At 47.0% G+C, this 25598-nt stretch carries 23 protein-coding genes; 12 read left to right on the forward strand and 11 right to left on the reverse strand.

Annotated features, from left to right (window positions below; translation table 11 throughout):
* Positions 1-22: 22 nt before the first annotated feature.
* Positions 23-364 (forward strand): hypothetical protein, encoded by a 342-nt coding sequence (locus tag OXH18_RS20245; protein WP_268609275.1) that lies wholly within the window; start codon positions 23-25, stop codon positions 362-364.
* A gap of 112 nt (positions 365-476) precedes the next feature.
* Here OXH18_RS20245 and OXH18_RS20250 read toward each other — a convergent pair whose 3' ends face one another.
* A complete protein-coding gene (locus tag OXH18_RS20250; RefSeq protein WP_268609276.1) occupies positions 477-1637 on the reverse strand; it encodes a ferrochelatase in 1161 nt (386 codons plus the stop codon).
* A 273-nt stretch (positions 1638-1910) separates the two neighbouring features.
* Between OXH18_RS20250 and OXH18_RS20255 the strand changes: the two genes are divergently transcribed.
* The 3 genes from OXH18_RS20255 to OXH18_RS20265 all read left to right on the forward strand — a co-directional run bounded on the left by OXH18_RS20255 (position 1911) and on the right by OXH18_RS20265 (position 4771).
* On the forward strand, positions 1911-2336 hold the full coding sequence (locus OXH18_RS20255; protein ID WP_268609277.1) for a hypothetical protein: 426 nt from the start codon (positions 1911-1913) through the stop codon (positions 2334-2336).
* Positions 2337-2525: 189 nt separating this feature from the next.
* Positions 2526-4253: an ABC-ATPase domain-containing protein gene (locus tag OXH18_RS20260; protein WP_268609278.1), complete on the forward strand. Its 1728-nt coding sequence runs from the start codon at positions 2526-2528 to the stop codon at positions 4251-4253.
* A 215-nt stretch (positions 4254-4468) separates the two neighbouring features.
* Complete coding sequence (locus OXH18_RS20265) at positions 4469-4771, forward strand: glutaredoxin family protein (RefSeq protein ID WP_268609279.1); 303 nt, start codon at positions 4469-4471, stop codon at positions 4769-4771.
* A gap of 48 nt (positions 4772-4819) precedes the next feature.
* On the opposite strand, the gene OXH18_RS20270 is transcribed toward OXH18_RS20265, so the two are convergent.
* The 5 genes from OXH18_RS20270 to OXH18_RS20290 form a co-directional block, all read right to left on the reverse strand.
* The gene (locus tag OXH18_RS20270) at positions 4820-5095 is read right to left on the reverse strand and encodes a GlsB/YeaQ/YmgE family stress response membrane protein (protein WP_268613222.1); all 276 of its coding nucleotides are present in this window, start codon (positions 5093-5095) and stop codon (positions 4820-4822) included.
* Between the two features lie 160 nt (positions 5096-5255).
* Positions 5256-8012 (reverse strand): cation-transporting P-type ATPase, encoded by a 2757-nt coding sequence (locus OXH18_RS20275; RefSeq protein WP_268609280.1) that lies wholly within the window; start codon positions 8010-8012, stop codon positions 5256-5258.
* Positions 8013-8208: 196 nt separating this feature from the next.
* On the reverse strand, positions 8209-8709 hold the full coding sequence (locus OXH18_RS20280) for a pentapeptide repeat-containing protein (protein ID WP_268609281.1): 501 nt from the start codon (positions 8707-8709) through the stop codon (positions 8209-8211).
* An 84-nt stretch (positions 8710-8793) separates the two neighbouring features.
* Positions 8794-10359, reverse strand: coding sequence for a Na+/H+ antiporter (locus OXH18_RS20285; protein WP_268609282.1), 1566 nt, complete (start codon positions 10357-10359; stop codon positions 8794-8796).
* A gap of 399 nt (positions 10360-10758) precedes the next feature.
* Positions 10759-10941 (reverse strand): CsbD family protein, encoded by a 183-nt coding sequence (locus tag OXH18_RS20290; protein WP_268609283.1) that lies wholly within the window; start codon positions 10939-10941, stop codon positions 10759-10761.
* 345 nt (positions 10942-11286) lie between these two features.
* Here OXH18_RS20290 and OXH18_RS20295 point away from each other — a divergent pair, with 345 nt between their 5' ends.
* The 3 genes from OXH18_RS20295 to OXH18_RS20305 all read left to right on the forward strand — a co-directional run bounded on the left by OXH18_RS20295 (position 11287) and on the right by OXH18_RS20305 (position 15585).
* Positions 11287-13083 (forward strand): mechanosensitive ion channel family protein, encoded by a 1797-nt coding sequence (locus tag OXH18_RS20295; RefSeq protein ID WP_268609284.1) that lies wholly within the window; start codon positions 11287-11289, stop codon positions 13081-13083.
* Positions 13084-13141: 58 nt separating this feature from the next.
* Positions 13142-14998: a glycoside hydrolase family 15 protein gene (locus OXH18_RS20300; protein WP_268609285.1), complete on the forward strand. Its 1857-nt coding sequence runs from the start codon at positions 13142-13144 to the stop codon at positions 14996-14998.
* 320 nt (positions 14999-15318) lie between these two features.
* Positions 15319-15585, forward strand: a complete 267-nt coding sequence (locus OXH18_RS20305; RefSeq protein WP_268609286.1) for a GlsB/YeaQ/YmgE family stress response membrane protein — start codon at positions 15319-15321, stop codon at positions 15583-15585.
* A 109-nt stretch (positions 15586-15694) separates the two neighbouring features.
* On the opposite strand, the gene bchB is transcribed toward OXH18_RS20305, so the two are convergent.
* The gene (gene bchB / locus OXH18_RS20310; protein WP_268609287.1) at positions 15695-17221 is read right to left on the reverse strand and encodes a ferredoxin:protochlorophyllide reductase (ATP-dependent) subunit B; all 1527 of its coding nucleotides are present in this window, start codon (positions 17219-17221) and stop codon (positions 15695-15697) included.
* Between the two features lie 379 nt (positions 17222-17600).
* On the opposite strand from bchB, the gene OXH18_RS20315 reads away from it, so the two are divergent.
* Positions 17601-17792 carry a hypothetical protein gene (locus OXH18_RS20315; RefSeq protein WP_268609288.1) on the forward strand — a complete coding sequence of 64 codons (192 nt, stop codon included), beginning with the start codon at positions 17601-17603 and terminating at the stop codon, positions 17790-17792.
* 88 nt (positions 17793-17880) lie between these two features.
* Here OXH18_RS20315 and OXH18_RS20320 read toward each other — a convergent pair whose 3' ends face one another.
* The 3 genes from OXH18_RS20320 to OXH18_RS20330 form a co-directional block, all read right to left on the reverse strand.
* Entirely contained in the window at positions 17881-19065 is a 1185-nt protein-coding gene (locus tag OXH18_RS20320; RefSeq protein ID WP_268609289.1) for a type I restriction endonuclease, read from the reverse strand.
* A gap of 246 nt (positions 19066-19311) precedes the next feature.
* Complete coding sequence (locus OXH18_RS20325) at positions 19312-19875, reverse strand: Uma2 family endonuclease (RefSeq protein WP_268609290.1); 564 nt, start codon at positions 19873-19875, stop codon at positions 19312-19314.
* Positions 19876-19943: 68 nt separating this feature from the next.
* The gene (locus OXH18_RS20330) at positions 19944-20186 is read right to left on the reverse strand and encodes a helix-turn-helix domain-containing protein (protein WP_268609291.1); all 243 of its coding nucleotides are present in this window, start codon (positions 20184-20186) and stop codon (positions 19944-19946) included.
* 181 nt (positions 20187-20367) lie between these two features.
* On the opposite strand from OXH18_RS20330, the gene OXH18_RS20335 reads away from it, so the two are divergent.
* On the forward strand, positions 20368-20550 hold the full coding sequence (locus OXH18_RS20335) for a hypothetical protein (RefSeq protein WP_268609292.1): 183 nt from the start codon (positions 20368-20370) through the stop codon (positions 20548-20550).
* Between the two features lie 35 nt (positions 20551-20585).
* On the opposite strand, the gene OXH18_RS20340 is transcribed toward OXH18_RS20335, so the two are convergent.
* The gene (locus tag OXH18_RS20340; protein ID WP_268609293.1) at positions 20586-21206 is read right to left on the reverse strand and encodes a Uma2 family endonuclease; all 621 of its coding nucleotides are present in this window, start codon (positions 21204-21206) and stop codon (positions 20586-20588) included.
* A 573-nt stretch (positions 21207-21779) separates the two neighbouring features.
* Here OXH18_RS20340 and bchL point away from each other — a divergent pair.
* The 3 genes from bchL to OXH18_RS20355 all read left to right on the forward strand — a co-directional run bounded on the left by bchL (position 21780) and on the right by OXH18_RS20355 (position 24991).
* A complete protein-coding gene (gene bchL / locus OXH18_RS20345) occupies positions 21780-22643 on the forward strand; it encodes a ferredoxin:protochlorophyllide reductase (ATP-dependent) iron-sulfur ATP-binding protein (protein WP_268609294.1) in 864 nt (287 codons plus the stop codon).
* A gap of 77 nt (positions 22644-22720) precedes the next feature.
* Positions 22721-23467 (forward strand): DUF5331 domain-containing protein, encoded by a 747-nt coding sequence (locus OXH18_RS20350; protein ID WP_268609295.1) that lies wholly within the window; start codon positions 22721-22723, stop codon positions 23465-23467.
* A 114-nt stretch (positions 23468-23581) separates the two neighbouring features.
* Positions 23582-24991, forward strand: coding sequence for a ferredoxin:protochlorophyllide reductase (ATP-dependent) subunit N (locus tag OXH18_RS20355; protein WP_268609296.1), 1410 nt, complete (start codon positions 23582-23584; stop codon positions 24989-24991).
* Positions 24992-25598 lie beyond the last annotated feature (607 nt).

Below are 25598 nucleotides of genomic sequence, written 5' to 3' on the forward strand. Positions count from 1 at the left end.
GATAAACACAAATGCAATTGATATGAGTCAGCAAGGAAATTTTGTGGGTGGTTTTTTGCTAGGAACCGTAGTTGGCGGCATCGTCGGCGGTATTACTGGAGTCGTTGTGGCGTCACGTTTATCGCAACCTGGAGCAGCTAATGAAGAAGGAACGGTGACTAAAATTGACAACAAAAGCGAAGGAAAGGTGACTAAAAAACGCCAACTTCGAGCCGCTACCGAGCAAAACATGGAAGTGGCCCGGCGTGGACTCGAAGATAAAATTGCTCAATTGAATGAAGCGATCGATGATGTGCGCCAACAGTTGGGAGCCGTCAACGGTAATGGTGACAGCGGAGAGCAATCAGTCCCTCGAAAAGGATGAGCAAGGGGCAGAGAAAATGGGTGGGGAAACGATCGAGAATAGGTAATTAAATTCTGCCATCCCCCACTCCCGATTCCCTTACCGGCTTCCAACCTCCCATGCCTGATTCTCTTCAGTGAGGGTGACCATGGGAGTGATCATGCGCATGATGGTGATGGTGATGGTGATGCTGTGCTTGTGCGATCGCCAATGCCGGATTCACTGAAAGCGCTTGCTCAGACAACAGGGCCGCAATCTGATCATCTGCCCAATCTGCTGCCATCTGCAAGAACTTGGGATTATCGTTGACACAAGGCATTTGTACATAGGTGACATCAGGACGCTTGCGCCGCAGTCCATGAATAATGTGATCTACGTCTAGTAAGGTTTCGTGGTTTTCAGTAGCAAACCCGATCGGCATAAACACTAGCGCCTTTGCACCTAAGTCCATCAGGTTTTTGGCAGCTAGTTCGGCGTTGGGCTGAGTCCACTCAATTAACGGTGTTTGGTGATTCAACCAGCCCACAGAAATCAGAGGATAGCGATAGATCAGCTTTTCGCGTACCGATTCATACAAGGCTTGGCTTTCATCGATACCAGAAGTAAAGCCCTTGGCTTTGTGCGGACAGCCATGATTCATCAATACGATGCCAATCTGGGACGGAAGATAGGCTTCAGCTAAGTCCTGTGCAACCTTCTCCTCTACCATTTGGGCCATTAAATCAATATAGGCAGGCTGATTGTAGAACGAAGGAATGTAACGAATCCCTTTCACCCAATGCGCATTGGCATCCGTCAAGTTAGCAAGGGCTTTGTTGACTTGCTCTACAGCAATGCCACTGGTGAAGATTGAATCAACCACCAACAGCGGGTAAATTAAAAGCTTGTCAAATCCTTGAGATTTAATGTCGGTTAAAACTTGTTCAGGAAGGAAAGGGGCACAGAAGTTAAAGGCTTTAAACACCTGTACCCGATCGCCCCATTTTTCCCGTAAGCGGGTTTCAATTCCTGCTCGCTGCTGCTCGAAGATGGCGTTGTGAGGCGAAATAAAGTGATCATGTTGATGTTGCCACTCGTGCAAATCAAAGATGGCCAGCAGTTTAGCCAATGGTGGATAAATCCAAGTTGGCACGGGAGCAAATTTGGCTGTCAGTAGGTTTAAGGCTTGCTCGTTGTAGTTAGCAAAGTCTTCGTAGCTCTCAACTTCGCCATAGCCCATCAGCAGAACGGCAACCCGATCGGCCGATTCAGCATCTGCCATAGACTGTTGCGATTTTTCAGGAGTAGCGACCACGCTTGCACCTCAGCTTCTGCAAATACAAATGAGTAATTTGGTTGAACACTGCCCTGTGAAACTCGTCAGAAGGCCACGGCAATGTACGATGGACGAAGCGGATCGATCGCTTTGCCCATTCCTTTAGGGTAACATCCCCCATGGGGGGATAGTATAAACGAAAATTGAAATCTCCTATTCGATGGATTTTTCCCGTCGTGATCAGGTGATAAAGGTAGCGATTGAAAACCGGGAACTAGTGATTGGCACTATAAACCTGACAGTTTTTGAAATATGGCAAGAGGTCTCGTTTGGCTACCCCTGCTGGTTCTGTTCATTTGGCTCACGTGGGCAGGTTGGAATGAATATCAGAAGTTAGAAGCCTACAACGCTTGGGCCAAGCAGTTCGATCGCGCTAAATACGATATCTATTCGGTATTGGGACAGAAGGGTGACAAGTTAACCTGGGGCAAACCCACGCGCAAAGGACCGATTGAGCTACAAACCGTTTCGCTGCAACAGGTAAAGGATATTCAACTTCTAGTCAATGATCAAAAAACTGACCTAGAGAATCTACCGCCCAAAAGTCAAGCGGTTGCGATCGAGTTGCAGTTGCAGGATATAGACCCAGTGCGTATTCCGTTTACCGAGGTTGAGCTAGCTGCTAAGTGGACAACAGTTCTGCGGCAAGATTGGCAGTCATTACAGGCTCAAGGGTAGAGAAAACTGATTACATCGTTGAAATGTTCAAAACCACCGCCGCACAGCCAGCAGGATTAACGACGCGATCGTGGAGTTGGCACGATATTGCTACCTATCCCACATTAATTTAATGCACTACCTAAAAATTCTGATAAGGTTATGTGTCTCCAGATTTGTACCAATTACTGCCCGACTTTGCTGTAGTGCATGATTAAATCTCAACACCTCTATCAACGGCTTTTAGATCTTGATCAGTGCAGTTACAAAGCTTACAAGGACATTCAGGGTTGCTACAGCTTTGCTAATTTCACCTTGGTCATTGATCATGTGCAAAGCGATCCGTTTGCAACTCCCAGTCGGTTACGAGCATTGGTTCCACAACTGAAAGCGCAGTTTCCCAAGTTACTCTATGCGACCCACAGTCGAGAAATTGCCCTGCGCGATTATCTCAATCGCCAGTTCGATCGCATTGCCAGTCGCCTTTCCGACAAACGGGGTAGTGGCAAAAGCGGGTTAATTGCGATCGCTCGCCCCGGTCAGCAAGTTTTGGAACGCACTGCGATTTTTGTCGATGATCAACAAATAGAAGCACGGTTTGTAGTAGGGTTGCCCGCTCGTGGCCGCACCATTTTAGGACGCCAAGCTGCCGAATTGTTGTGTGAAGATTTGCCAGAGATTGTGTCTCGGTCGCTCTTCTATGCGGCTTTGGATGCCAGTACAGTTCAGCAGCATGTAGAAGTAGTGGAAGACGCTGAGTGGCTACGGTCACAACTGCGCGCTCGAGGATTGGTGGCGTTTGTGCCCGATGGCGCGATATTGCCACGCCGCAGTGGAGTGGACGATCGCCCCTTATCCAGCCAAGCATCAAGCCAAGAACAGGCGATCGCATTTCGATCGCCTCCATCACTGCGGGTTGAGTTCGCTCGCCCCAATCAGGGTAACATCACAGGCATGGGGGTTCCTCAAGGCATTACTTTGGTCGTAGGCGGTGGTTATCACGGCAAATCAACCCTGCTTAGGGCGATCGCACTGGGCATCTACAACCACATTCCAGGGGATGGGCGCGAACAGGTCGTGACCGATCCGGCGGCTGTCAAAATTCGGGCAGAGGATGGGCGTAGCATTACAAAAGTCAACCTTTCGCCGTTCATCAATCACTTGCCCCAGGGACGATCGACCACTCAGTTTTCGACCGAAAATGCCAGCGGCAGTACCTCTCAAGCAGCCACCATCATAGAAGCATTGGAAGCTGGAGCAACGGTGTTGCTAGTAGACGAGGATACATCAGCCACCAACTTTATGATTCGCGATCGGCGAATGCAAGCCTTGATTGCTAAACATCAAGAGCCAATTACACCGTTTATCGACAAAATTCGCCAGCTATATCAAGAGTATGGCGTGTCTACAGTGCTGGTGATGGGGGGCAGCGGTGATTACTTTGACGTAGCCGACACAGTCATCGCCATGACTGAGTTTTCTCCGCAAGATGTCACAGAACAAGCCAAAACCATTGCTCACACCTACACCACCGATCGTGCTTCGGAAGGTGGCGATCGGTTTGGAGCAATCTGTAATCGGGTACTAGTGCCTAAACGGCTAGATTCTCCCCGTTCAAGCGATGGCCGTAATCCAAAGCTCAAAGTTCGAGATGGAGATGACCTGGTATTTGGCACAGAGTCTATTGATGTCACCGCTGTTGAACAACTCGTCGATGTCGGACAACTTCGATCGATCGGAGCGGCGATTCACTATTTGCAAGCACATTATGTGAACGGTCGTCGATCGCTGTCAGACAGCATTGCTGCGGTAATGGCAGACGTGAATGCAGATGGGTTGGACTGCTTAACCCCCTACCCACAAGGCGATCTGGTCGCGTTTCGATCGCTGGAATTAGCCGCCGTCATCAACCGCCTGCGATCGCTAGAAGTACGTTAACACTGTTCTTATTGGGTTGCTCATTCTTTGACCAATTAGGTATTGTCAGACATAACGATATCCTTTTTGAAGGCTTTAATTAAATCGTGATTCGAGTCATACAATCTTTAGAATTTGATTAGGAGTAGAAGTGCGATAGTGATTCACTCGCTTGTGCTCCTCTTTATTCAGAAGATTAATCCAATAATTTGAGAAAATTGTGAGGAGCCACGTCAATGCATTTAATTCTTTACAGCAAACCTGGTTGTCATCTGTGCGAAGGGCTTCAGGAAAAACTGGAGCAAATTCAAGTCCCTACGATCGAACTAGAGATTCGCGATATTACCAGTCGCGATGATTGGTTTCAAGCCTATCAATACGAAATACCCGTGCTGATCTGGCAGCGTCCGGTTGATGCAGCAGATCACAAAAAAATAGGACAAGCAGAGATGATTTCCATCCCTCGCCCGTCCCCCCGTGCATCTGTACAGCAATTGTCTCGACAATTAGTTCAGTTATACGAGCAGTATGTCGGATAGCTGGTTCGATCGCCCGCTCCATCATCGAAACGGAATCATGAGTTTGGGTTAGTAGGTGCGACGACGCGCAACAAACGTTTCCCAAATCCAAATAGCGATCATGGCACCGATAATTGCCACAATCAAGCCAGGAATACTTAAGCCAGCCGCTGTTAACTGTAGTGTGCCTGTTTGAATGATTGACAGTAGGCTGCCGCCAATGAACGCACCAATGATACCTAGTAGCATTGTGGTGAGAATGCCTCCCCCTTGGCGTCCAGGATAAATAGCCTTGGCGATCGCGCCCGCCAGCAACCCTAAAATGATCCAAGCAATAACGTTCATCATGGTTTCTCCCAAATAAACTCCGGGTGTAAAACAGCCCGCAGACAAAACCTAGGCGACTGCGATAGCTAAGTTCTTGTTACTGTAGAAAATGAATGTGATTCAAAAGTGATGGACAAACGAAGAGTATTGTGACTTCCTGATTGCCTCGTCAATTCCCTTAGTCCGGCGGATCAAGATAGTTCACGGCGGTTGCGACCACAATCATTGGCAAAGCGGGAATCAAGCAGATTAACCATTGATTCCACGTTAGAGGTGCCGTACTGAAGAGAATGTTCATCAGGTTCCACTGGCTAAACACAATCTGCAACGCGATCGTGCCGGCAAGACCAAGCACCATCGCTGTCATATCCTTCATGCCCTGGCCCCGGCCAACTAGCCGCGACACAATCGATCGCCCTAGCTGACTGATACTGAGCAAATACACCACTCGGGCCGCCACCAGTGCCTGAATGGCCATCGTGCGAGCAAGCGCCAGATCCCCGGTAGTCTGACGAATCCATTCAAACATACCAAAAATCAAGACCCAGTTAAAGGCAGAGACCGCCAGAATGCGCTGTAGTAGCTTACCCGATAGCAACGGTTCATTGGGGTGGCGGGGTGGCCGTTGCATGACTCGGCTAGATTTGGGCTCAAACGCCAGCGGCACTGTCATGGTGACGGAGTTCACCATATTTAGCCACAGTACTTGCAGTGACAGAATGGGTAGGTCTCTAGCTAACAGAGCGCTGATTAAAATCGTCATCGATTCGCCCCCATTCACAGGCAAAATAAAGGCGATCGCTTTCCGCAAGTTGCGATAAACGGTTCGCCCCTCTTCCACCGCTGCCTCAATTGAGGCAAAGTTATCATTCGTGAGCAGCATATCTGCGGCTTCTTTTGCCACATCTGTACCAGCCCCACCCATCGCGACACCAATGTCGGCTTGTTTCAATGCTGGAGCATCGTTGACACCGTCCCCGGTCATAGCCACAATTTCGCCCTTCGACTGCAACGCCTCAACCAAGCGCAATTTTTGAGCAGGGGCGACTCTGGCAAATACCACTCCATCTTCGATCGCTTGGGCTAAGTTACGATCGTCCATCTGCGCTAGATCCTGTCCTGAAAAGGCCAGGACTTGTCCCTGTTTCTCTAACCCCATACGTTCAGCAATAGCGCGGGCTGTGGAAACATGATCGCCCGTGATCATTTTCACCTGAATTCCCGCCGACCGGCAGGCTTTTACTGCCGCGATCGCTTCTGCCCGGGGTGGATCAATCATGCCCTGTAGCCCCAAAAAAATCAGCCCATCCGCAATATCTTCATGTTGCAACGACGGCTTTCGAGAGAATTCACTGGCTGTAACGGGTTTCTTGGCAAAGGCGAGAACCCGCAAGCCTTGATTTGCCATAGCTTCCACCTCAGCCTCTATCCGCGCTTGCTGCATTGGAACTGGCGTGCCTTGATTGTCTAACATCTGCTGACAGCGTTGCAGAATGGACTCCACTGAGCCTTTAACATAAATCACTTGGGCAGTAGACGCTCGATCGGAACCTGAGCGCATTAGTTCGTGTAGAGTGGCCATATATTGAAACTCCGACTCGAAGGGAATCGAGTCAAGTCGGGGCTGAGATTGGGATACAGAAACCGGATCAAGTCCAGCTTTCCGCGCTGCGGTAATTAACGCTCCCTCCGTTGGATCGCCCACCACTGTCCAGCGCCCATCGGTGGTTTCCAAGTGGGAATCATTACAAAGCAGCCCCGCAATTAGGCATTCCTCTAGCACGGGGGCATGAGCCAGATCAATCGGCTGCTGATCGACCCGAATCTCGCCGTCAGGACTATAGCCTTCTCCACTGACTGTGTACACCCGATCGCCAGCATAGATGGCTTGCACCGTCATCTGGTTTTCTGTCAACGTGCCAGTTTTATCGGAACAAATTACAGTCGCGCTACCCAACGTTTCCACCGCCGGCAATTTGCGCACAATAGCGTGACGCCGAGCCATACGATTGACCCCGATCGCCAAGGTGACTGTCACCACCGCCGGCAACCCTTCTGGAATGGCGCTCACAGCCAACGCAACGGCCGCTTCAAACATGCCTGCCAAGGATTGTCCCTGACTAACCCCCACCGCAAAGGTAACAGTAGCTAAAGCCAAAATGACATACAGCAATGTGCGGCTAAATTTATCGAACTTGCGGGTCAACGGTGTACTGAGGTTGGTGCGCTGTTCGATCGATTGGGAAATTTGCCCGACTTCCGTAGCACTGCCAGTTGCCACCACCAATCCACTACCTTGTCCAAAGGTGACAAAGCTGCCCGCGTAGGCCATATTGACACGCTCTGCCAATGGTGTTCCTTCGGGTACGGGACGATCTTGCTTTTCAACAGGTACCGACTCCCCGGTTAAGGCCGATTCATCTACTTGTAAGTTGCGCACGCTAACCAATCGTAAATCGGCTGGAACTTTATCGCCGGATGTCAACAGCACCAGATCACCAGGAACCAATTCGCGAGATGGTAGCCGCAGTTTTTGTCCATCGCGTACTACCGTTGTTTCAGTAGAAACCGCTTTAGCCAACGCTGCGATTGCTCCCTCTGCCTTCGATTCCTGAATAAAGCCAATGATGGCATTGATCACCGTGACGCCCCAGATCACGATCGCGTTAGTCCAAGAGCCTAAGAAGGCCTTAATGGCTCCAGCAATAAGCAAAATATAAAGGAGCGGCTGATTAAATTGCAGCAGAAACCGCAACCATGCTGGCTTTCCTGGTTTTGATGCCAATTCATTGAAGCCAAATTGGTCAAGTCGCTGAGCGGCTTCGGCAGCCGTTAAGCCTTGATCAGGATGACTGTTAATAGCCTGGACAACCTCTGAAACGGAGCATTCATAATAGGAACGCAAAGATTGAGAGGATTTGACCGGAACGCCCATAACTTTTACATCAATACACTAGCTAGCTCCTCTAGTGTGAAATGAAAGAAACTCCCGAGCGCCCTCCATAAGGGTGAAGATTTGGGAGGGTTTCAGGAGATTTTACATCTACTCTGAGACTCAATGTTTCAGTGGCTGAAAAATGCTTTACAAAGTTCGCTAATTACAAGCAAAAATTGATGCAGTCTATAGATATTTAGCGACAGCCCAATGAGTCGCGGGTATCCACTCCAGTCAGTGGATTAACGCCGCTGGCTGTCTGGCACAAGGCCAACACTTGGTCGCGATCGAGCAAGGCATCGCTGAAGTCGGCCCCTGTGACATTCGCACCGCGAAATCTGGACTTTAACAGCATGGCTGAAGTTAGGATGGCATCGCTGAGATCGGCTCCAGACAAGTCACTTAAGTAAGCAATGCTGTCACTGAGGTCGGCTGCGTGAAAATTAGCGTTGGTTAATAGCACACCATTAAAGACCGCCCCTCGCAAGTTGGCGTTGCTGAAGTTGGCGTTAGCAAGTTTGGCATTGCTAAATTCAGCTTGCAGCAGGGTCTGACCAGAAAAGTCTTTAGTTGCGGCCTTCACATCATCATAGGCGCGAATTGCCGCAGAACTGGCTGCCTGCACTGATGACGGCCAACTCAACACCACGACAAGTACAATTGCAATCACTCCCAATAGACGCTGGATTGAACGCATGATTTCCAATAACTTAATTCACTCAACCACTTCCTTTCAAAATTTAACATTTTTTAATGTCAAAGGGATGATGCAAGCATAGCGTTATTCACCCCCCTCTTCAAACGCCACCTGAAGCATCGGAGACAGTTCATGGTTCAAGCGCCCGGCGCGCACGAATTCTGCATAGGTGTCCGCTTCAATGGCTAGTAACTCCGATCGCAATTGTTCGGCGGTGAAGCTGCGCAAATTGGGATGTTCATCCATCAACTGATCGATATCGAACTCTATCCGCTCCAGTTCTCCTTTAACAAGGGATTTTTGCAAACCATAAAATTCAGAATCAATTTCCGGGCGTCCTTCCAATGTTCCTAGATATTCCAGTACCCGGCTTAGAGCGGCTCGCCGGGCAATCAACTCCGAATAGGCTTGACGAATCGGTTGATCGCCCAAAAGATTTAACCAGTTCAGCAACGGCTGGATCGTTAGTCCCTGCACCAATAATGTGAACAATACGACGCCAAAGACTGTTGCAATCAATTCTTCTCGTTCTGATAACACTTCTGGAAGGCTTAGGGCCAGGGCGATCGACACAGAGCCGCGCAACCCACCCCACCAGAGTACTGTTTGTTTCCGAATCGAAATATCAGAGTCTGTAATACGATTGCTGATCAGGGTTAATCCATACATCGCGACTGCCCGCATCAAAATCATGGCAACGACGGTAACGGCAATCGTCAGAAGATTTTCTCTGAGGGCAGCAAACTGTACCTGATCGCCAATTAGCAAAAAGACGATCGAATTGACAAAAAACGCAATGAATTCCCAAAATTCGCTGACAATGATGCGCGTGCGGGGATTCATGCCAATGCGGGAGCCAAAATTCCCTAAGATTAACCCAGTTGTTACCACCGCAATGACGCCCGATCCTCCCAATTCCTCGGTGATAATGTAGCAGCCGTAAGCCGAAACCAGCGTCAGAGATTGCTCCACTAGTGGCAAATCAAAGCGTTGGGTGAGGTAAGAAACGCCAAATCCAATTAAGCCACCGATGCCAAGACCAATTCCCACCACTACAATTAGCTCGATGACAACGGGCTGAATCCCGAGTTTGCTTGTTCCCAGCGACCACGCCACTAAAAAGCTGAACGCCACCACCGCCATGCCATCATTGAACAAGCTTTCGCCCTCCATCAGGATTGAAAGCCGTTTATCTACCCCCAATTCTCGAAACAACGCCGTCACCGATACTGGATCTGTGGCAGAGAGGCTGGCCCCAATCAGCAGTGCTGTTGGTAACGTCAGTCCCAGAATTTGATTTAGCCCGATCGCCACACCAGCAATAGAAATCACTACGCCAACGATCGCATAGAGACAAATCGGGACGAGATCCCGCTTCAGATCTGACCATTTGATGTTCCAGGCCGCTTCAAACAGCAGGGGTGGTAAGAAGATAAAGAGAATTAATCCTGGAAAGAGATTGATCAAGCGGACGTTCGCAAAGGCTAGCCCCAGTCCTACGATGACCAACAGTAGCGTGTAGGGAATTCGGCGAAACCAACCAAAAATTTGCGGTAGGGTAGCTACTCCTAACGAAACTGATAGAACGAGAAGAAACCGTTCCAAGTTTTGTTCGATCGCCACCTCGGCCGCCATTGCCTCGAATTCCATCTCACTTCCTCACTCTGTAATAGATCCAGACATTGCTCAAGATCATAGTTCAAGCAATCATCATTGCATTGTATCGACGGAAGCTGATGATGATGGCGATGAATGAGTTGCTTATGATTATCCAGATCTTTGTCTAGTACAAAATAACCGATGATTGGGGTCGTACACTATCATCCCTTGCATGGCTGTTGCCATATCAAATTATGCTGTCACGCTCGAACCAGTCCAACAAAAAACCGGGTAGATTGCCCACTACCCGGCCTTTACTAAGGATTAAGTACGCTTAGAATCAGCCAAACTAATGCAGTACCTCGTATCAAGTTTCAAAGTGACTACGAGCAATAGTGCATTTAGAGAATGTGATTCATGGCAGAGTTCTGACACCTATCAGAACTGAACTTAGTCAACAGCCTTTTTAACGTCGTCTTTTACGTCTTCTTTAGCGTGACGAGCTTGTCCTTCCACTTGCTTGGCTTGTCCGGCTGCTTTATCTTTTGGATCACCCGTCACTTCACCCCAAGCTTCCTGAGCTTTTCCTTCAATGTTCTTGCCCGTTGCTTTGGCTCTTTCTTCGAGGCTCATAATTTAAATCTCCTAAATGGATTTAATACTAGTAATTTACTTGAATCAGAGATGGTTTGCTTCTATCTATGGAAGGATTAGATAGCTCTTTCAAATGCAGTAGATCGAGTTGAGCCATAGGAGTGGAGCACTGCATGATTTAAGTTTGTCTACTTATTAATTGAAATTTAATTAAAAGCTTGCGCAAAGTTTTATTCATTCTTAGATTAGATTTTGCAATTGATTGCCTGATCAGTTAACAATATTTCCCAGGGCAGAGTCGATTGGTCGATCGAACAGACTAACGTTGGTAGGATTTTGCCCCCGCACCAGACAGAACCTTTGAAGTCAGGATGAGGAGTCAGGATGACTAGACTACAATCGCGTAGGCGAGTACCCTTCTGGAGTTGGCAGTCGATCAAGCGTTCGTTTGTCATACTAGGGGCGATCGTTGTTGGCAGTATACTCCTGGTTTCCGCCCCCATCGCTCGCGGACAAGCACCAGAATCTCCAGTCGAATCTTCCACAGTCGAAGTGCCAACCATCCTGGAGTTTGACCAGTTGCAATTTCCAGAAGTTAATGAGTTTCTATTACCCGTTGGCAACTACATCAATTCTGCGCCTGTTCATTTAGATGGCCGAGTTCTGTTCCGAGTTGCTCCTACCGAGAATTTTACGGCAGACATCCGAGCCGCTGAAATTGAACAGCGCTTGAGTCGATTAGCCAGCGATACAGCCGATCCAGAGGCGCTGACGGTTGACTGGGCGTTAGCTGGAAATCAACCAGTTATCCAAGTCAACGGCGATCTGTTGTTTACTGTCACTAGTCAAGACGCTCAGTTAAGCGGTCTTTCCGATCCCACTGTACGAGCAGAACAACTCAGCCAAGTGATCGAAGACGCCTTGGAACGCTATCAAGAGGAACGACAGCCACAGTATTTGCAACAACAGCTAAGAATTGCTGGTGTTATTTTGCTGATAATGTTGGTCTTAAGCTGGATCTTTGCCTTGATACAACGGCGAATACGACGGCGAAAAGAGCGGGCCACACAGGTTCAACCTGTCTCTATTGAAGACCTGGCAGATACATCTTCGTCACAGCAGGTAGTTACGGCCTTGCGCCACAAGGTTACGCGACAACAAAAGCTGGGTTTTCTTGATTTTCAGCGCTGGTTGTGCCAGTTGGGACAGATCTTAGTGTGGGGAGGCGGTAGCTTTGTGATCTTGGGGCTATTTCCCTATACTCGCGTTCTGCAAACCTTAGCTCTGACCCTGTTGAAAATTCCATTTCGGATCGCTCTAGCGGTTTTGCTGACCTATGGAGCTATTCGCTTGAGCAATGTCTTAATCGATCGCGTCGGCCTAACTTTGCAAGAGCGGGCCACGTTGGCCTCAATGCAATCACAACGGCTCGTGTTACGGTTTTCCACTTTCTCGCAGGTAATCAAAAGCATTGCTGCTTTTCTGCTGATCAGCATTGGAGTACTTTCCTCTCTATCCGGCTTTGGCATTGATTTAGCGCCCCTCCTTGCTGGTGCTGGTATTGTCGGTTTAGCTCTTTCACTGGCGTCTCAAAACCTGCTGCGCGACGTGATCAACGGATTTTTGATCTTGATGGAAGATCAGTATGGTGTTGGAGATGTGATTGTTATTGGCAATGTATCGGGGTTTGTTGAAACGATGAATTTGCGAATTACTCAACTACGTAACGAAGAAGGAGGGTTAATTACTATTCCCAATAGCCAAATTACAGTTGTGCAAAACCTTTCTAAAGAATGGTCGCGGGTTGATCTGCGAATTCCTGTTGATCCAGCGGCTGACATCAATTATGCTTTGGAAATCATTGAGCGCGTCGCCCAAGACATGAGAGATGATCCAACCTGGAAAGCGATAATTCTAGAACCGCCTCTGCTGCTAGGCGTTGATAATCTAGACCACATCGGTGCAACAGTCCGAATTTGGATTAAAACTCAGCCATTGAAACAATGGGATGTAGCTCGTGAATATCGCCGACGCTTGAAATTGGCATTCGATAAAGCTGGCATCAATATTGGCGTTCCTCAACAGACGCTGCATGTGCAATCCGCCTTGCCAGTCGTTACCGTCTCAGACGATCGTCAAGACCGAGCAAAGCGCGACAATGGTACCAGCAGTCATTCCTAGTTTGCAATTTTTTGATTTCCTCTTTGTTTCCCACTGATTCTCTTCCCACTGATCCTTTATGAGTTACCAGCCAATCGAGAACTATGGCATTATTGGCAATCTCTACACCACTGCTTTAGTGGGCTTAAACGGGTCGATCGACTGGTTTTGCTTTCCCCATCACGATTCTCCCAGTGTGTTTGCTGCCATCTTGGATCAACACAAAGGCGGACGGTTTCAAATTCATCCCCTGTTATCAGAGGTGCACCACAATCAGTTGTCCTGTAAGCAGCAGTACTGGCCAAGCACAAATGTTCTAATTACCCGCTTCTTGACCCCAGATGGCATTGGAGAATTGATAGACTTCATGCCGATCGTATCGACTCGCGATCCCAACTATCATGGCTTGGTACGGCAAGTGCGGGTGGAACGGGGAACCATGGCCTTCAACGTTGCCTGTTTTCCTGCGTTTAATTATGCTCGCGATGCTCATGATGTGGTGTTAACAGAATCAGGTGCTGCGTTTCACTCCAATCATCTCAAACTGGGACTTGCGACGGATATTCCGTTGCAGCAAAAAGGCAGCGGCGTCTGTGCGGAAGTCAGTCTTAGCGAAGGCCAAATCGCCACGTTTGTCTTACGTCAACTCGACGATGGAGCCTGTGGACTGCCGTTAAGCGCTTTAGAAACCACCGATTTGTTTGAGAGTACGGTGAACTATTGGCACCGCTGGCTGTCCCAATGTACCTATCGAGGGCGTTGGCGAGAAATGGTAGAACGATCGGCGCTGGTGTTGAAATTGCTCACATTTGAACCAACTGGTGCAATTGTTGCCGCCGCCACGACGAGTTTGCCAGAACAAGTAGGTGGTGAACGCAATTGGGATTATCGTTATACCTGGATTCGGGATGCGGCCTTTACGCTCTATGCGTTGTTGCGAATCGGGTTTACTGAAGAAGCAGCGCAATTCATGAATTGGATCGAGCAACGTTGCCGCGACTGTAGCACTGGGCAATGTGACGAAAACGGCCCGCTACAAATTGTCTACAGTATTGACGGAAAACCTGTTCGTGAAGAAACCTTGCTATCGCACCTAGAAGGCTATCAAGGTTCTCAACCTGTCCGCCTTGGTAACGCTGCCTATGGTCAATTTCAGCTTGATATTTATGGAGAATTAATGGATTCGGTATACCTGTACAACAAGTACGGGGTTCCGATTTCCTATGACCTCTGGACACATTTACGCAGCTTATTGAATTGGTTGTGCAACAACTGGCAAAGACCCGATCGCAGCATTTGGGAAGTGCGTAGCCAAGCCCGACCATTTGTATACTCAAAATTGATGTGTTGGGTGGCGCTCGATCGAGGATTACGGTTGGCCGACAAACGTTCTTTCCCATCAGAACGACAGCAATGGATAGAGGTGCGCAACCAAATCTACGAAGAAATTATGGAGAAGGGGTGGAATGCAACGCACAATGCTTTTATCCAGTCCTACGATTGCGCTGCGCTGGATGCCAGCAGCTTACTGATGCCACTGGTATTCTTTGTCTCACCCAATGATCCACGCATGCTTAAAACGTTAGCCGCCATCAACCGATCGCCTCAGCAGGGCGGTTTGGTGTCTGGCGGGCAGGTCTATCGCTATCAAGTAGAACAAGCTGCCGACGGGTTGCAGGGGGGAGAGGGCACGTTTAATATTTGCACATTTTGGTTGGTAGAAGCCATGACGCGGGCGGGACGGGTCGATCGCCAACAACTGAAGCAGGCTCGTCTACTGTTTGAAAAGATGCTGAGTTATGCTAATCATCTAGGGCTTTACAGTGAGGAAATTGGGCCAAGCGGCGAAGCGTTAGGCAATTATCCGCAAGCTTTCACGCATTTGTCCTTAATTAGTGCGGCCTGGAATCTAGATAGGGCATTGGATCAGCAATAGTTTGGTTTCGTTTTATTATGTAAACATAATAAAAAAACTGAACTGAATCTTTTACGATCAAATACGATCAAAGTATTCGGGTATATGGAAGAACATCAATAATTTCATTTGTCCGATACGCTGTAGCTTAGCAATTAGTCAAAGACTGTCCTTGAGTTGCCCAGCTAATTACTGTTGGAAAGGTGGGTTGTCGGGAAGTACCTTCCCAAACAGTACACCTAATCTCAAAAGGATAGATAGTCACAATACTGAATTATCATCGTTCCACCTCACACATTATTACCGTTATTCACAGATTAGAGTTATTGGATAGAAGACCTATGAACATTCTTGCTTGGATCATCTTAGGACTACTGGCCGGTGCAATCGCTAAAGCAATCTATCCTGGAAATCAAGGCGGTGGCATTCTCGCCACAATGTTACTGGGTATCATTGGCGCCTTTATTGGTGGTTCGCTTTACACCCTCCTGACAACAGGGCAACTAGCGATCACAGCGGCTGGATTTAGTATTGGCGGACTGATTGTGGCAATTATTGGTGCCTTGATTGCCATTTGGCTTTGGGGGTTATTGGCTCGCCGTGCCTGATGACGTTTAACCTCCTTCGTCATTCCTGTCTAGCTCATAGCTGAAAAGTTCCCCCTTGCATGGAGGGGGAATCTTTTACTTGGGTGATTTGGGTAAGCGTCGGTTTAAGCTAGGCACCTACGGCTTCTTTAGCCGCATACATCACTTCTAGCGAAATCTCTGTCAAGCCTCGATCGCGAGCAAATTTCTCGGTATTGCGTTTTACCTTACCGCGCACAAAGCCGGGTACTTTGTTGAGTTCCGCTTGGGCTTCCTTTGTCCAGTTGAGATCCGATTCCGCCGAAACGCCTTTGGTGATCACTTCCTTCGTGTCGTGACCGCCGAAAATTTCCAGTAGATGATCTTCCATGCCCAGCGTGAAGGAGTTGTAGATTAAGTCTACGACTTGATTCGTGCCTTCGTAGCCCACGAAGGGTCTGTAGCCGATCGGGAAATTTTGAATGTGAATCGGAGCCGCAATTACGCCACAGGGGATATTCAGCCGCTTACCGACGTGGCGTTCCATTTGCGTGCCAAAAATCGCCGCTGGTTCTAAACGAGCGATCGCATCGGCAATGGCTCCGTGATCATCGCTGATCAACACATCATCGCAATATTCACTAACTTGTTCCCGAAACCATTCCGCATCATATTTACAGTAGGTTCCTGACAGGACGACGTGAATACCCATTTCTCGCGTCAATATTTTGGTAATTGCAGCGGCATGGGTATTATCTCCAAATACTACCGCTTTCTTTCCAGTTAAGTTCTGGCAATCAATCGATCGCGAGAACCAAGCAGCTTGTGAAACGAAGCGAGTTTGTTCATCAATGAATGGTTCATAATCTACAGTTGCGCCTTGCTCATTCAGCAATTTCTGAATCATGCGGATGCAACGGGCTGTTTCTACAACACCAATCGGCGTGATATCTACAAACGGTGTACCGAATTGCTCATGCAGGTATTTGGCCGTTGACAACCCAATTTCCCGATAGGGAATTAAGTTAAACCAAGCCTGCGATAGATGTTTCAGGTCATGTACCGATGCACCTTCTGGAATTACCGCATTGACTGTAATACCCAGATCTCGCATCAACTTCTTCAATTCCATACAATCGTGCTGGTTGTGGAAGCCAAGGGTTGTCACGCCGATGATATTCACCGAGGGCGTTGCCGTTTTACCGTCCGGTAGTTCTCCTTTTTTGCGGGCTTTTTCCGTGTAAAACTGCACAATTTGTTGTAAGGTGCGATCGGCCGCTTGTAGCTCGTTGACACGATAGTGATTCACATCCGCCAGCAGTACATCACCCTTTGCCTCCAATTGGGCCCGATCGACAAAGTTCTGCAAATCTTCTTGCAAAATGCTGGAAGTACAAGTAGGCGTTAAAACAATCAGATCTGGTCGTTCTTCCTGATCTTTGCGGGTGATGTTATCGACAACTTTTTCTTGCGAGCCACGCGCCAACACGTTGCGATCGACAATGCTAGCAGTGACAGGCGTGAAGTCCCGCTCCCGTTCCAGCATTGATCGCATGACATTAAAATAATCGTCCCCTAGTGGGGCATGCATGATGGCATGAACGTTCTTAAACGAACTGGCGATGCGCAGTGTGCCAATGTGCGCCGGACCAGCATACATCCAGTAAGCCAATTTCATAGAGTCAAATCTCCCTTGATGATGGGTGCGGCGAGGCTTGAGTTGGCTCTAGGCTTGCTCTGGGGCTTTCCTGGACTTTGAGGTTAATTGAGTTGAGGTCAATCGAGTTGGTTGAGGTTATAAGGCTATTTTTCGATTGTCGCAGAAATGGGGAGATCTGGGGAGTGGATGGGTGGATGGGTGGATAGGTAGATGAGCGATTGTGTAAATCAGCTTCTAGTCTGGGTTTGAGGAGATTTGATTGGGTTTTGCAGGGGCAATTGTTGTAATCATTCTTGATGGTTTGTCATGTTCCGTAAAACCTTAGTGTTGAGTGTACTTAGCAAATTTAGTCCGTTTTGTGACTCTTTATCCTGATAGGTCGTAGGAGAGTTAAACAATGGCCACTGTAGATTTATTTCAATGGATAGTTGTAGACCAAGATGTTCCCAATATTTTGGTGAAAGCGGGCGATCGAGGTATTGTGGTAGATTGTTTGCCTAGTAATGAAACTCAGCCAGAACTGGGATATGTGCTGGAAGTCTTTAAAGATGGCGAAACCTTAGATGTGGCGTCTGTTCCTGTTTCTTAGGTCACGCCATTACCTAAAGTATGGGGAAAATCAAGCGATGCAACTTTTCGTGATTCTTCTCACAAAGCCTCATAGCTGAAGAAGTTATTTAGATATGTTTTGAAGCTTCTGCTTCATAACATTTAAGAATAAGCGGAGTAAGTTTATCCAAATCCTCAATGGAAGAGATAATTACTCTTGATGTTGCATCACCAAGAGAAGCCGTCATTTCTTGAACTTCAAAATCAGAGGCAAGAGATTTAACTGTTTCAATAGGTAGCCGCGTAACAAAGCTTTTCTTCTTCTGAGACAGATACAGCCTTAAAAACCACCAAGTTACTTTTCCAACGTTAATACCAAAATAAGAAACAACGTCCTTGTATTTAATCTCTAAATGATAATCTTTGGAGGCTGCCACAATTTCTTTAACTTTCTCAAAAGCTGCTAGCTCTTCTTCTGTAGTTTCTACTTTCGCATCTACCATCGTTTCCTGTTCACCAACAGCATCAATGATTTCATCTGATGTATTGGTATTTTGCTCTTCGCCTGATTTTCCTATTTCTTGACTAATAGAACGGGTCATCAGGTCAACCAAGCTAATTTGAATTGCTTTTTTAATAATTGGTTGAAATCGCTGAATTTTCCTGTCGTTGATTTTTCCTTCAATTTCATAACTTGGAGAAAGCTTGCCAAGTTCTTTGAGAAGGAAACTCATAAAGTCCTTTGAAGGAGAACGCAATAAATTTCCTACGAGTTCGGTCAAACCTTTTACATAAACCAATTCTTCAGCATGAACTTTAATAAGGTTTATATCAAAATTGTCTTTGTGAAAGAATTTAAGATTTTCTAAGTCTTTTGAATCGTAATCAAGAACATCAAAAGCAAAGAAAGGCTCATCGTCCATGATATTTTCATGGCGAAGATCTGTAAAGAAGCGATATTCGACTCCATTAGTAACGATAGAAACTTTTGTGGATATAAGTGCGTTGAAATATTTTTTCAATTGCCCATCATGTGCTTCTGGCTTTTTATCACGGGCTTTAGCCTCAACAATCATAACAATAGTTCCATTAATGGCTATTGCATAATCTACTTTCTCAAATTGACCTGCTTTTTTAGTGGCAAAATCAGCCACATATTCAGGAATAACTTCGGACGGATCAAACACATCGTAGCCAAGTGCACTGAAGAAAGGTGCAATTAAAGACATTTTTGTAGCTTGCTCTCCAACAACCCTGTCGGCATTTTTTTGGACTTGTTCAGCCAGTCTTGTAATATCCTCAGTGAACCCCATTCTGCTTCCTCATTAATGCACATAAACAGAATGTACAAAGGATTCATGCAAACAACCGGACAGTATAGGAAAATTCGCAAGTTTTTCAAGATTCTCGAAGTTTTAGGCAGAGTGAGCAATGCCTACCTACGAGAGTTTTTTCGACAGACTCTTAGTCAGACGATTTATCGATCGATAAAGACATAACCTCACCAACTTTTCAGCCGCCACTAGATTCAATCGCTCAAGTGTATCGTATCTACTGTTTTACTCTAGCAACCAACCAAAGACCAAACCTACCCTCAAATTCAACTCATTGGCAAAGGAGGGAACTGGAAGTATTTGTTCTGGTTGATCAAACACTCCTGGTTGCTGCTTCGGAAGATAGACAAAAACAGTTTGCTCATCAGGGTCAATTAACCAACCCATCTGAGTTCCATGATTCAGACAATGCAGAATGTTTTTGGTGACTTTTGTTTGACTTTGATCAGGCGACAGGATTTCAATCGCCCAGTCAGGAGCGATCGAAAAAGTATTAGCAACCTCGCCATTTTGGTCACGGGGAATTCTTTGCCAAGTAAATACAGACACATCTGGAACAATTGAGCGCCCACCAAATGTACAACGCAGTTCCGAAAACGCTCGTGCAATTTGTCGAGCTTTAAGCATCACGTTGATAATGGTAGAGCATTCAGTTTGGATAGTGCTGTGCTTCCCCTGGGGCATTGGCTTTTGAATGATCTGCCCATCAATATACTCATTGGCAGGCTTAGTTTCTGGCAGCATCAGAAACTCCTCCAGAGTAATGGGTTTAGATGGAGACTGTACCATTTGAACTCTCTTATGACAGGAGTTGGATAGGCGTGTATTAATTTTAGAAGATACGCACGTTTAATGCTTTAATCAAAATTATTTTGGCTCGATCGATAAAGATATAACATCACAAACTCTTCAGCCGCAGCCGGATTCAACCGCTCAAGTGTATCCTTAATTTCCGCCACAGCCTCAGCCGATGGATCGCGACTTTCATTGACCCATCGGTTCACATTGGAAGGAGGAACCTTCATCTCGATCGCCAGTTGAGTCTGACTAATCCCATACGTTTCTAGGACACGCCTTAGCGCTTTGCCCGCTCTACCCATACTTCAAGTTTTGCAAGAAGCTTTTGCAGAATTGCCAATTGGTATTGCCATTTGTCATAGATGGTGTAGAATAAATTTTGCGATCGGCGGTTAGATCGCTAATAAGTCAAAGCCAGTGCGTCGTAGCTACCAACTTCTCTGCACTGGCCGATGTTCCATTTGCATGGAGAACAACTGAATTATGACATATCGGGAGCGTATTACTCCTTGGGTTGTCGTGCGCCTATTACCCAACATGCAGCGAGTGGTAATTGGGCGATTTCACCGACGATCGGACGCGGAAGGACATTTACGATTTCTTCGACAGCAAATTCCAGATGAAACGTTCGCGATTATCTTCGATTGTCCACCTTCAAATTTATGAGTGGTGTCTTTAAATATATGAAGATGAGTGGAGGGTTATGCTTCTGCCTCTACCTCAAACTCAACTTTGTCATAAATATCTGGAAAACCGATCGCAAATTCAAACGAGTGGAGGGTCAGCGTCGCGTTCGCTTCATCGTATTCGTTAAATTGCCACTGTTTATCGGCTGTTTTGTGGAAGTGCCCCACATACATCTCGGTTTGATCGATCACAACATATTCTTGTAACGTGGGAAGCGATCGATAATAACGAAATTTGTTTCCCCAATCATAATCTTCGGTTGATTCAGATAATACTTCGATCATCACCTGCGGATTGACGATCGTATCTCTGCGGTTGTTGTGATATTCCGGTCGTCCAGCAATCACCATGACATCAGGGTAAACATAGCGGCGCTTGCGGGGAATCCACAACCGCACATCGCCCATGTACACCCGATAGTCTTGTCGTCGTAGGGCAAGATTTAGAGCAGCGTAAAGGTTTCCGGCAATTTGATTGTGGTTCGTTGTGCCACCTGTCATCGGAATAATCAGTCCATCGTGATATTCGCTCTTGGTCTCCGCAATTTCCTCTAGCGCCAAATACTGTTCAGGCGTGTGGAGTGCGTCTTTTGGAGCTTCGGGTTGAGCCTGCCGTGGTTTTTCCTGAAGTTGCATAGGTTTAGCGAGAGCAACGTGCTTTTAGTTTATCGCTGCCTCAGTCTTCATTACTTTTAATAAAAAAGTTGAAATCACTCTCGAAAGCGATCGATCGAGTCTAGTTCTCAGGGCTTCTTGGCAGATTGGTTGATGCCTGAGTGCCTCACGGGTGGTTATCTCATCCAATTTCAGGGGGCGATCGGCACAGCTTGCCGAAAGAAATGCACCCATATTTGTTTTGCTTTTGTTCTGATTTATTGAAATAAATACTATAAAATCCTCCATTTTGGCTTTATAGAACGTAAAGTGATTTTGAGGCCATCAGAAACTACTAATTAATTTTAGAGCCGTAAATACTCTAATTCTCTACTCTGTTCGTTTTCCTCACTGCTTCCAATTCATTCAAAATTCGTCAATAATGCAGTCAGAACGCGAGGCTTGAGGTTGAGGCTGAGGGGCATTACCGTACAGCGGAACAGTTCCATAACAGTTCCACAACTTATAAAGATAAAAACGGTTGAACGGAATTGACTTGAACCCGTTTAACTAGTTGCTCATTGTTTGACAGTAAATTCTTAGGAGACACAGAACGTGAAATTAGCAGTTTACGGCAAAGGTGGAATCGGCAAATCGACGACAAGCTGTAATATTTCCGTTGCCTTGGCTCGACGCGGAAAGAAGGTGCTGCAAATCGGTTGTGACCCCAAGCACGACAGTACCTTTACCCTGACAGGCTTTTTGATTCCTACTATTATTGACACGCTCCAAGAGAAAAACTTTCACTATGAGGACATTTGGCCCGAAGATGTCATCTACAAAGGCTATGGTGGAGTCGATTGTGTGGAAGCAGGGGGGCCACCCGCCGGTGCAGGCTGTGGCGGTTATGTGGTAGGTGAAACGGTGAAGCTGTTGAAAGAACTCAATGCCTTTGATGAGTACGATGTAATTCTGTTTGATGTGCTAGGTGACGTGGTGTGCGGTGGCTTTGCGGCTCCATTGAACTATGCCGACTACTGTTTGATCGTTACAGATAATGGCTTCGATGCTCTGTTTGCTGCCAATCGGATTGCGGCGTCGGTGCGGGAGAAAGCCCGAACCCATCCCCTGCGTTTGGCTGGATTGATCGGTAACCGTACCGCTAAGCGCGATCTAATCAACAAGTACGTTGAATCTGTACCCATGCCAGTGTTGGAAGTACTGCCGCTGATTGAAGATATTCGCGTTTCTCGCGTTAAGGGCAAGACGTTGTTTGAGATGGCTGAAAGCGATCCATCCCTCAACTATGTCTGCGATTATTACCTCAACATTGCTGACCAGATCTTGGCACGTCCGGAAGGGGTTGTGCCTAATGATGCGCAAGATCGAGAACTATTCAGCCTTTTGTCTGATTTCTATCTCAATCCCACCAAACCCCAACCCACGGCTGAGGAAGAACTAGATTTGATGATGGTTTGATGAGGTTTACGTGTTGAGTTTTGGGTCTTCAGCCCTTAAAATTCAACCTTCAACCCCTTAAAACTTTCAGGTGTATTGTGAACATTCAGCAGCTTCGGCAATCTCTAAAAATTCAGTGGCTTAACTACTATCGTGATAATCGCGACTGGTTAACGCGGGTAGGAGTTTGGGTGACGTGTGAGGGCGAACGACGCCCATCGTCTAGCTTTATTTTGGCCACCCTCTCGGTTCTAGAACCTCAGTTGACCCAACTTTTACCTCTGATTGTCGATCTCAGCAGCAATCCCGATCGGATTGTGATTGCGCTGGGGTTAAACTTCAATCCGGATGAGGAGTGGAAAACATTAGAGACCAGTGCGCCATCCACCACCATGAATGGACAAGTCAAAATGCTGCCGAGTGGCTCACGTCGATCGATCGCACCGAAGGACGTTCGATCCCAAAAGCCTCCAATCGTTGAATCATCAGTGATTACAGAACCATCAAAAGCAACAACTGTCAAACCGCCAGAGCCAATCAACACGGTTGCTGAGGCAGCATTGCATTCCCCCTCAAACAGTCCTATCTCATCGACAACTTCTCCGTTTGAAGCGCCGATCGAATTGGTGGAAACCGCTGCTAATCACCCACATGAGGGTCTAGTTAATGATTGTTCTTCTAAAACAGTCCCAACCATATTATCGACTAATGAAACGATCGTTAGACCAGTGCTGGATACGGCTGAGTTAGGGGCTGGAGAACTACCGAAACGCGAACAGGTGAATGCTGTTGATGAAGCTTGCGAAGGACGACAGAAATCGCTACTGAGAACTCGTCATGACTAATTTAGGGCTCAAAGATCAGGAATAAAAGGATTAAAACGAACGTCGTTCTTCGCTCGTTCGATCGAACCTAATCGTTATCTCCTTGAGCCTTCTATTTGAGAGGAACCCATTCATATGACCCTAGCTGATACCCAACCCCAAGCCCTAAATTTTGAGTGTGAAACTGGCAACTATCACACCTTCTGCCCAATTAGCTGTGTCGCTTGGCTTTACCAAAAAATTGAAGACAGTTTCTTTTTGGTGATTGGCACAAAAACCTGCGGCTATTTCTTGCAAAACGCCATGGGTGTCATGATTTTTGCTGAGCCGCGCTATGCGATGGCTGAACTGGAAGAGGGCGATATTTCGGCGCAATTGAATGACTATGAAGAACTGAAGCGGCTGTGTGAACAAATCAAGCGCGATCGCAATCCGTCGGTGATTGTTTGGATTGGCACATGTACCACGGAAATTATCAAGATGGATTTGGAAGGACTGGCTCCTAAACTCGAGGCAGAAATTGGCATTCCGATCGTGGTAGCGAGAGCTAATGGCTTGGATTATGCTTTCACGCAGGGCGAGGACACGGTGTTGGCAGCCATGGCACAGCGCTGCCCTAGCCAAGCACCCGTAGCAGAAACCGAAAAGGAAGAACGCAATGCCATCTCGAAGCTGCTCAACTTTGGTCGCAAGAAAGAAGATATGGTGGAGCAAGAATCGGAGTATGTGGATCATCCACCGTTGGTGCTGTTTGGATCGCTGCCCGATCCAGTTGTGACCAATCTGACGCTGGAACTGAAGAAGCAAGGCATCAAAGTTTCAGGGTGGCTACCTGCTAAGCGTTTCACGGAACTGCCTGTACTGGAAGAAGGCTCCTATGTCTGTGGTGTCAATCCGTTTCTGTCGCGGACTGCCACAACGTTGATGCGACGACGCAAGTGCAAGTTAATTGGTGCACCGTTTCCGATCGGTCCCGATGGGACTCGCGCCTGGATCGAGAAAATTTGTTCGGTGTTTGGCATTGAGCCGAAAGGATTGGCAGAGCGGGAAGCGCAAATTTGGACAGGACTGGAAGATTACGTCAACCTCATTCGTGGCAAGTCGGTGTTTTTCATGGGCGACAATTTGCTGGAAATTTCGCTGGCGCGGTTCTTGATTCGCTGCGGCATGACAGTTCCAGAAATTGGCATTCCCTACATGGATAAGCGTTATCAAGGGGCAGAATTAGCGCTGCTGGAAAAAACTTGCCAAGAAATGGGCGTACCGTTGCCAACCATCGTTGAAAAACCCGACAACTACAATCAAATTCAGCGCATTAACCAGCTTCAGCCCGATTTGGTGATTACAGGAATGGCCCATGCCAACCCGCTAGAAGCTCGGGGCATTAATACAAAATGGTCAGTGGAGTTTACCTTTGCACAAATTCACGGCTTCACTAATGCTCGCGATGTTTTGGAATTGGTGACTCGGCCGCTGCGTCGTAATCATGCCCTCAAGGATTTGGGCTGGGATACGTTGGTGAAGGAAGAAGCCAGGCTCTCGTAGCCACGATCGATGGCTGACTTCGATCATCTACACTCTCGTCTACACTACAGGTAGAGTGCGTAATAACCACTCTACTTTTTTGTGTTTTTTGTACCACGGTGATTCATAGCAGACAAATAGACTTGGAAGATTAAATTAAGCGAAATTCTGCTAGAAGTAGCACCTTGAAACCACACTTCCCCTGACAATTTTTCTAACTGTTATACCCCTTCGATCCTAAAAATATGCAGCAAAATATGCAGCGTCCAAGCAGGAGTTATGTGAATTCTTAATCTACAAAAATATAAAAATTAAATGTAAAAATTAAATGTTATGTCTATTCTCCATTAAGTTGCACAGTCTACCAAATTAGATTCACAGTGTATCAGGTTCTCCCTAACCCCTCCTTATCATAGAGAGAAGCCGCAGGCAGTAGGGTGAATTCTATGCAACATGACAAAGCATTGATATTGCATTGGTATTGCAAGTATCGCTATTTGATCGGAAACCTTTCTACAGATAGATTTATCTCAACACAATAAAAGCTGTAGAATTCGCTCAAAAGTAGATAATACTTAATTTAATCGTTTCAAGATTAGCATTCCTGCCGTTGCTCTTGATATTTGCT

This window comes from Thermocoleostomius sinensis A174 (assembly GCF_026802175.1).
In the GTDB taxonomy this organism is placed as follows: Bacteria; Cyanobacteriota; Cyanobacteriia; order Elainellales; family Elainellaceae; genus Thermocoleostomius; species Thermocoleostomius sinensis.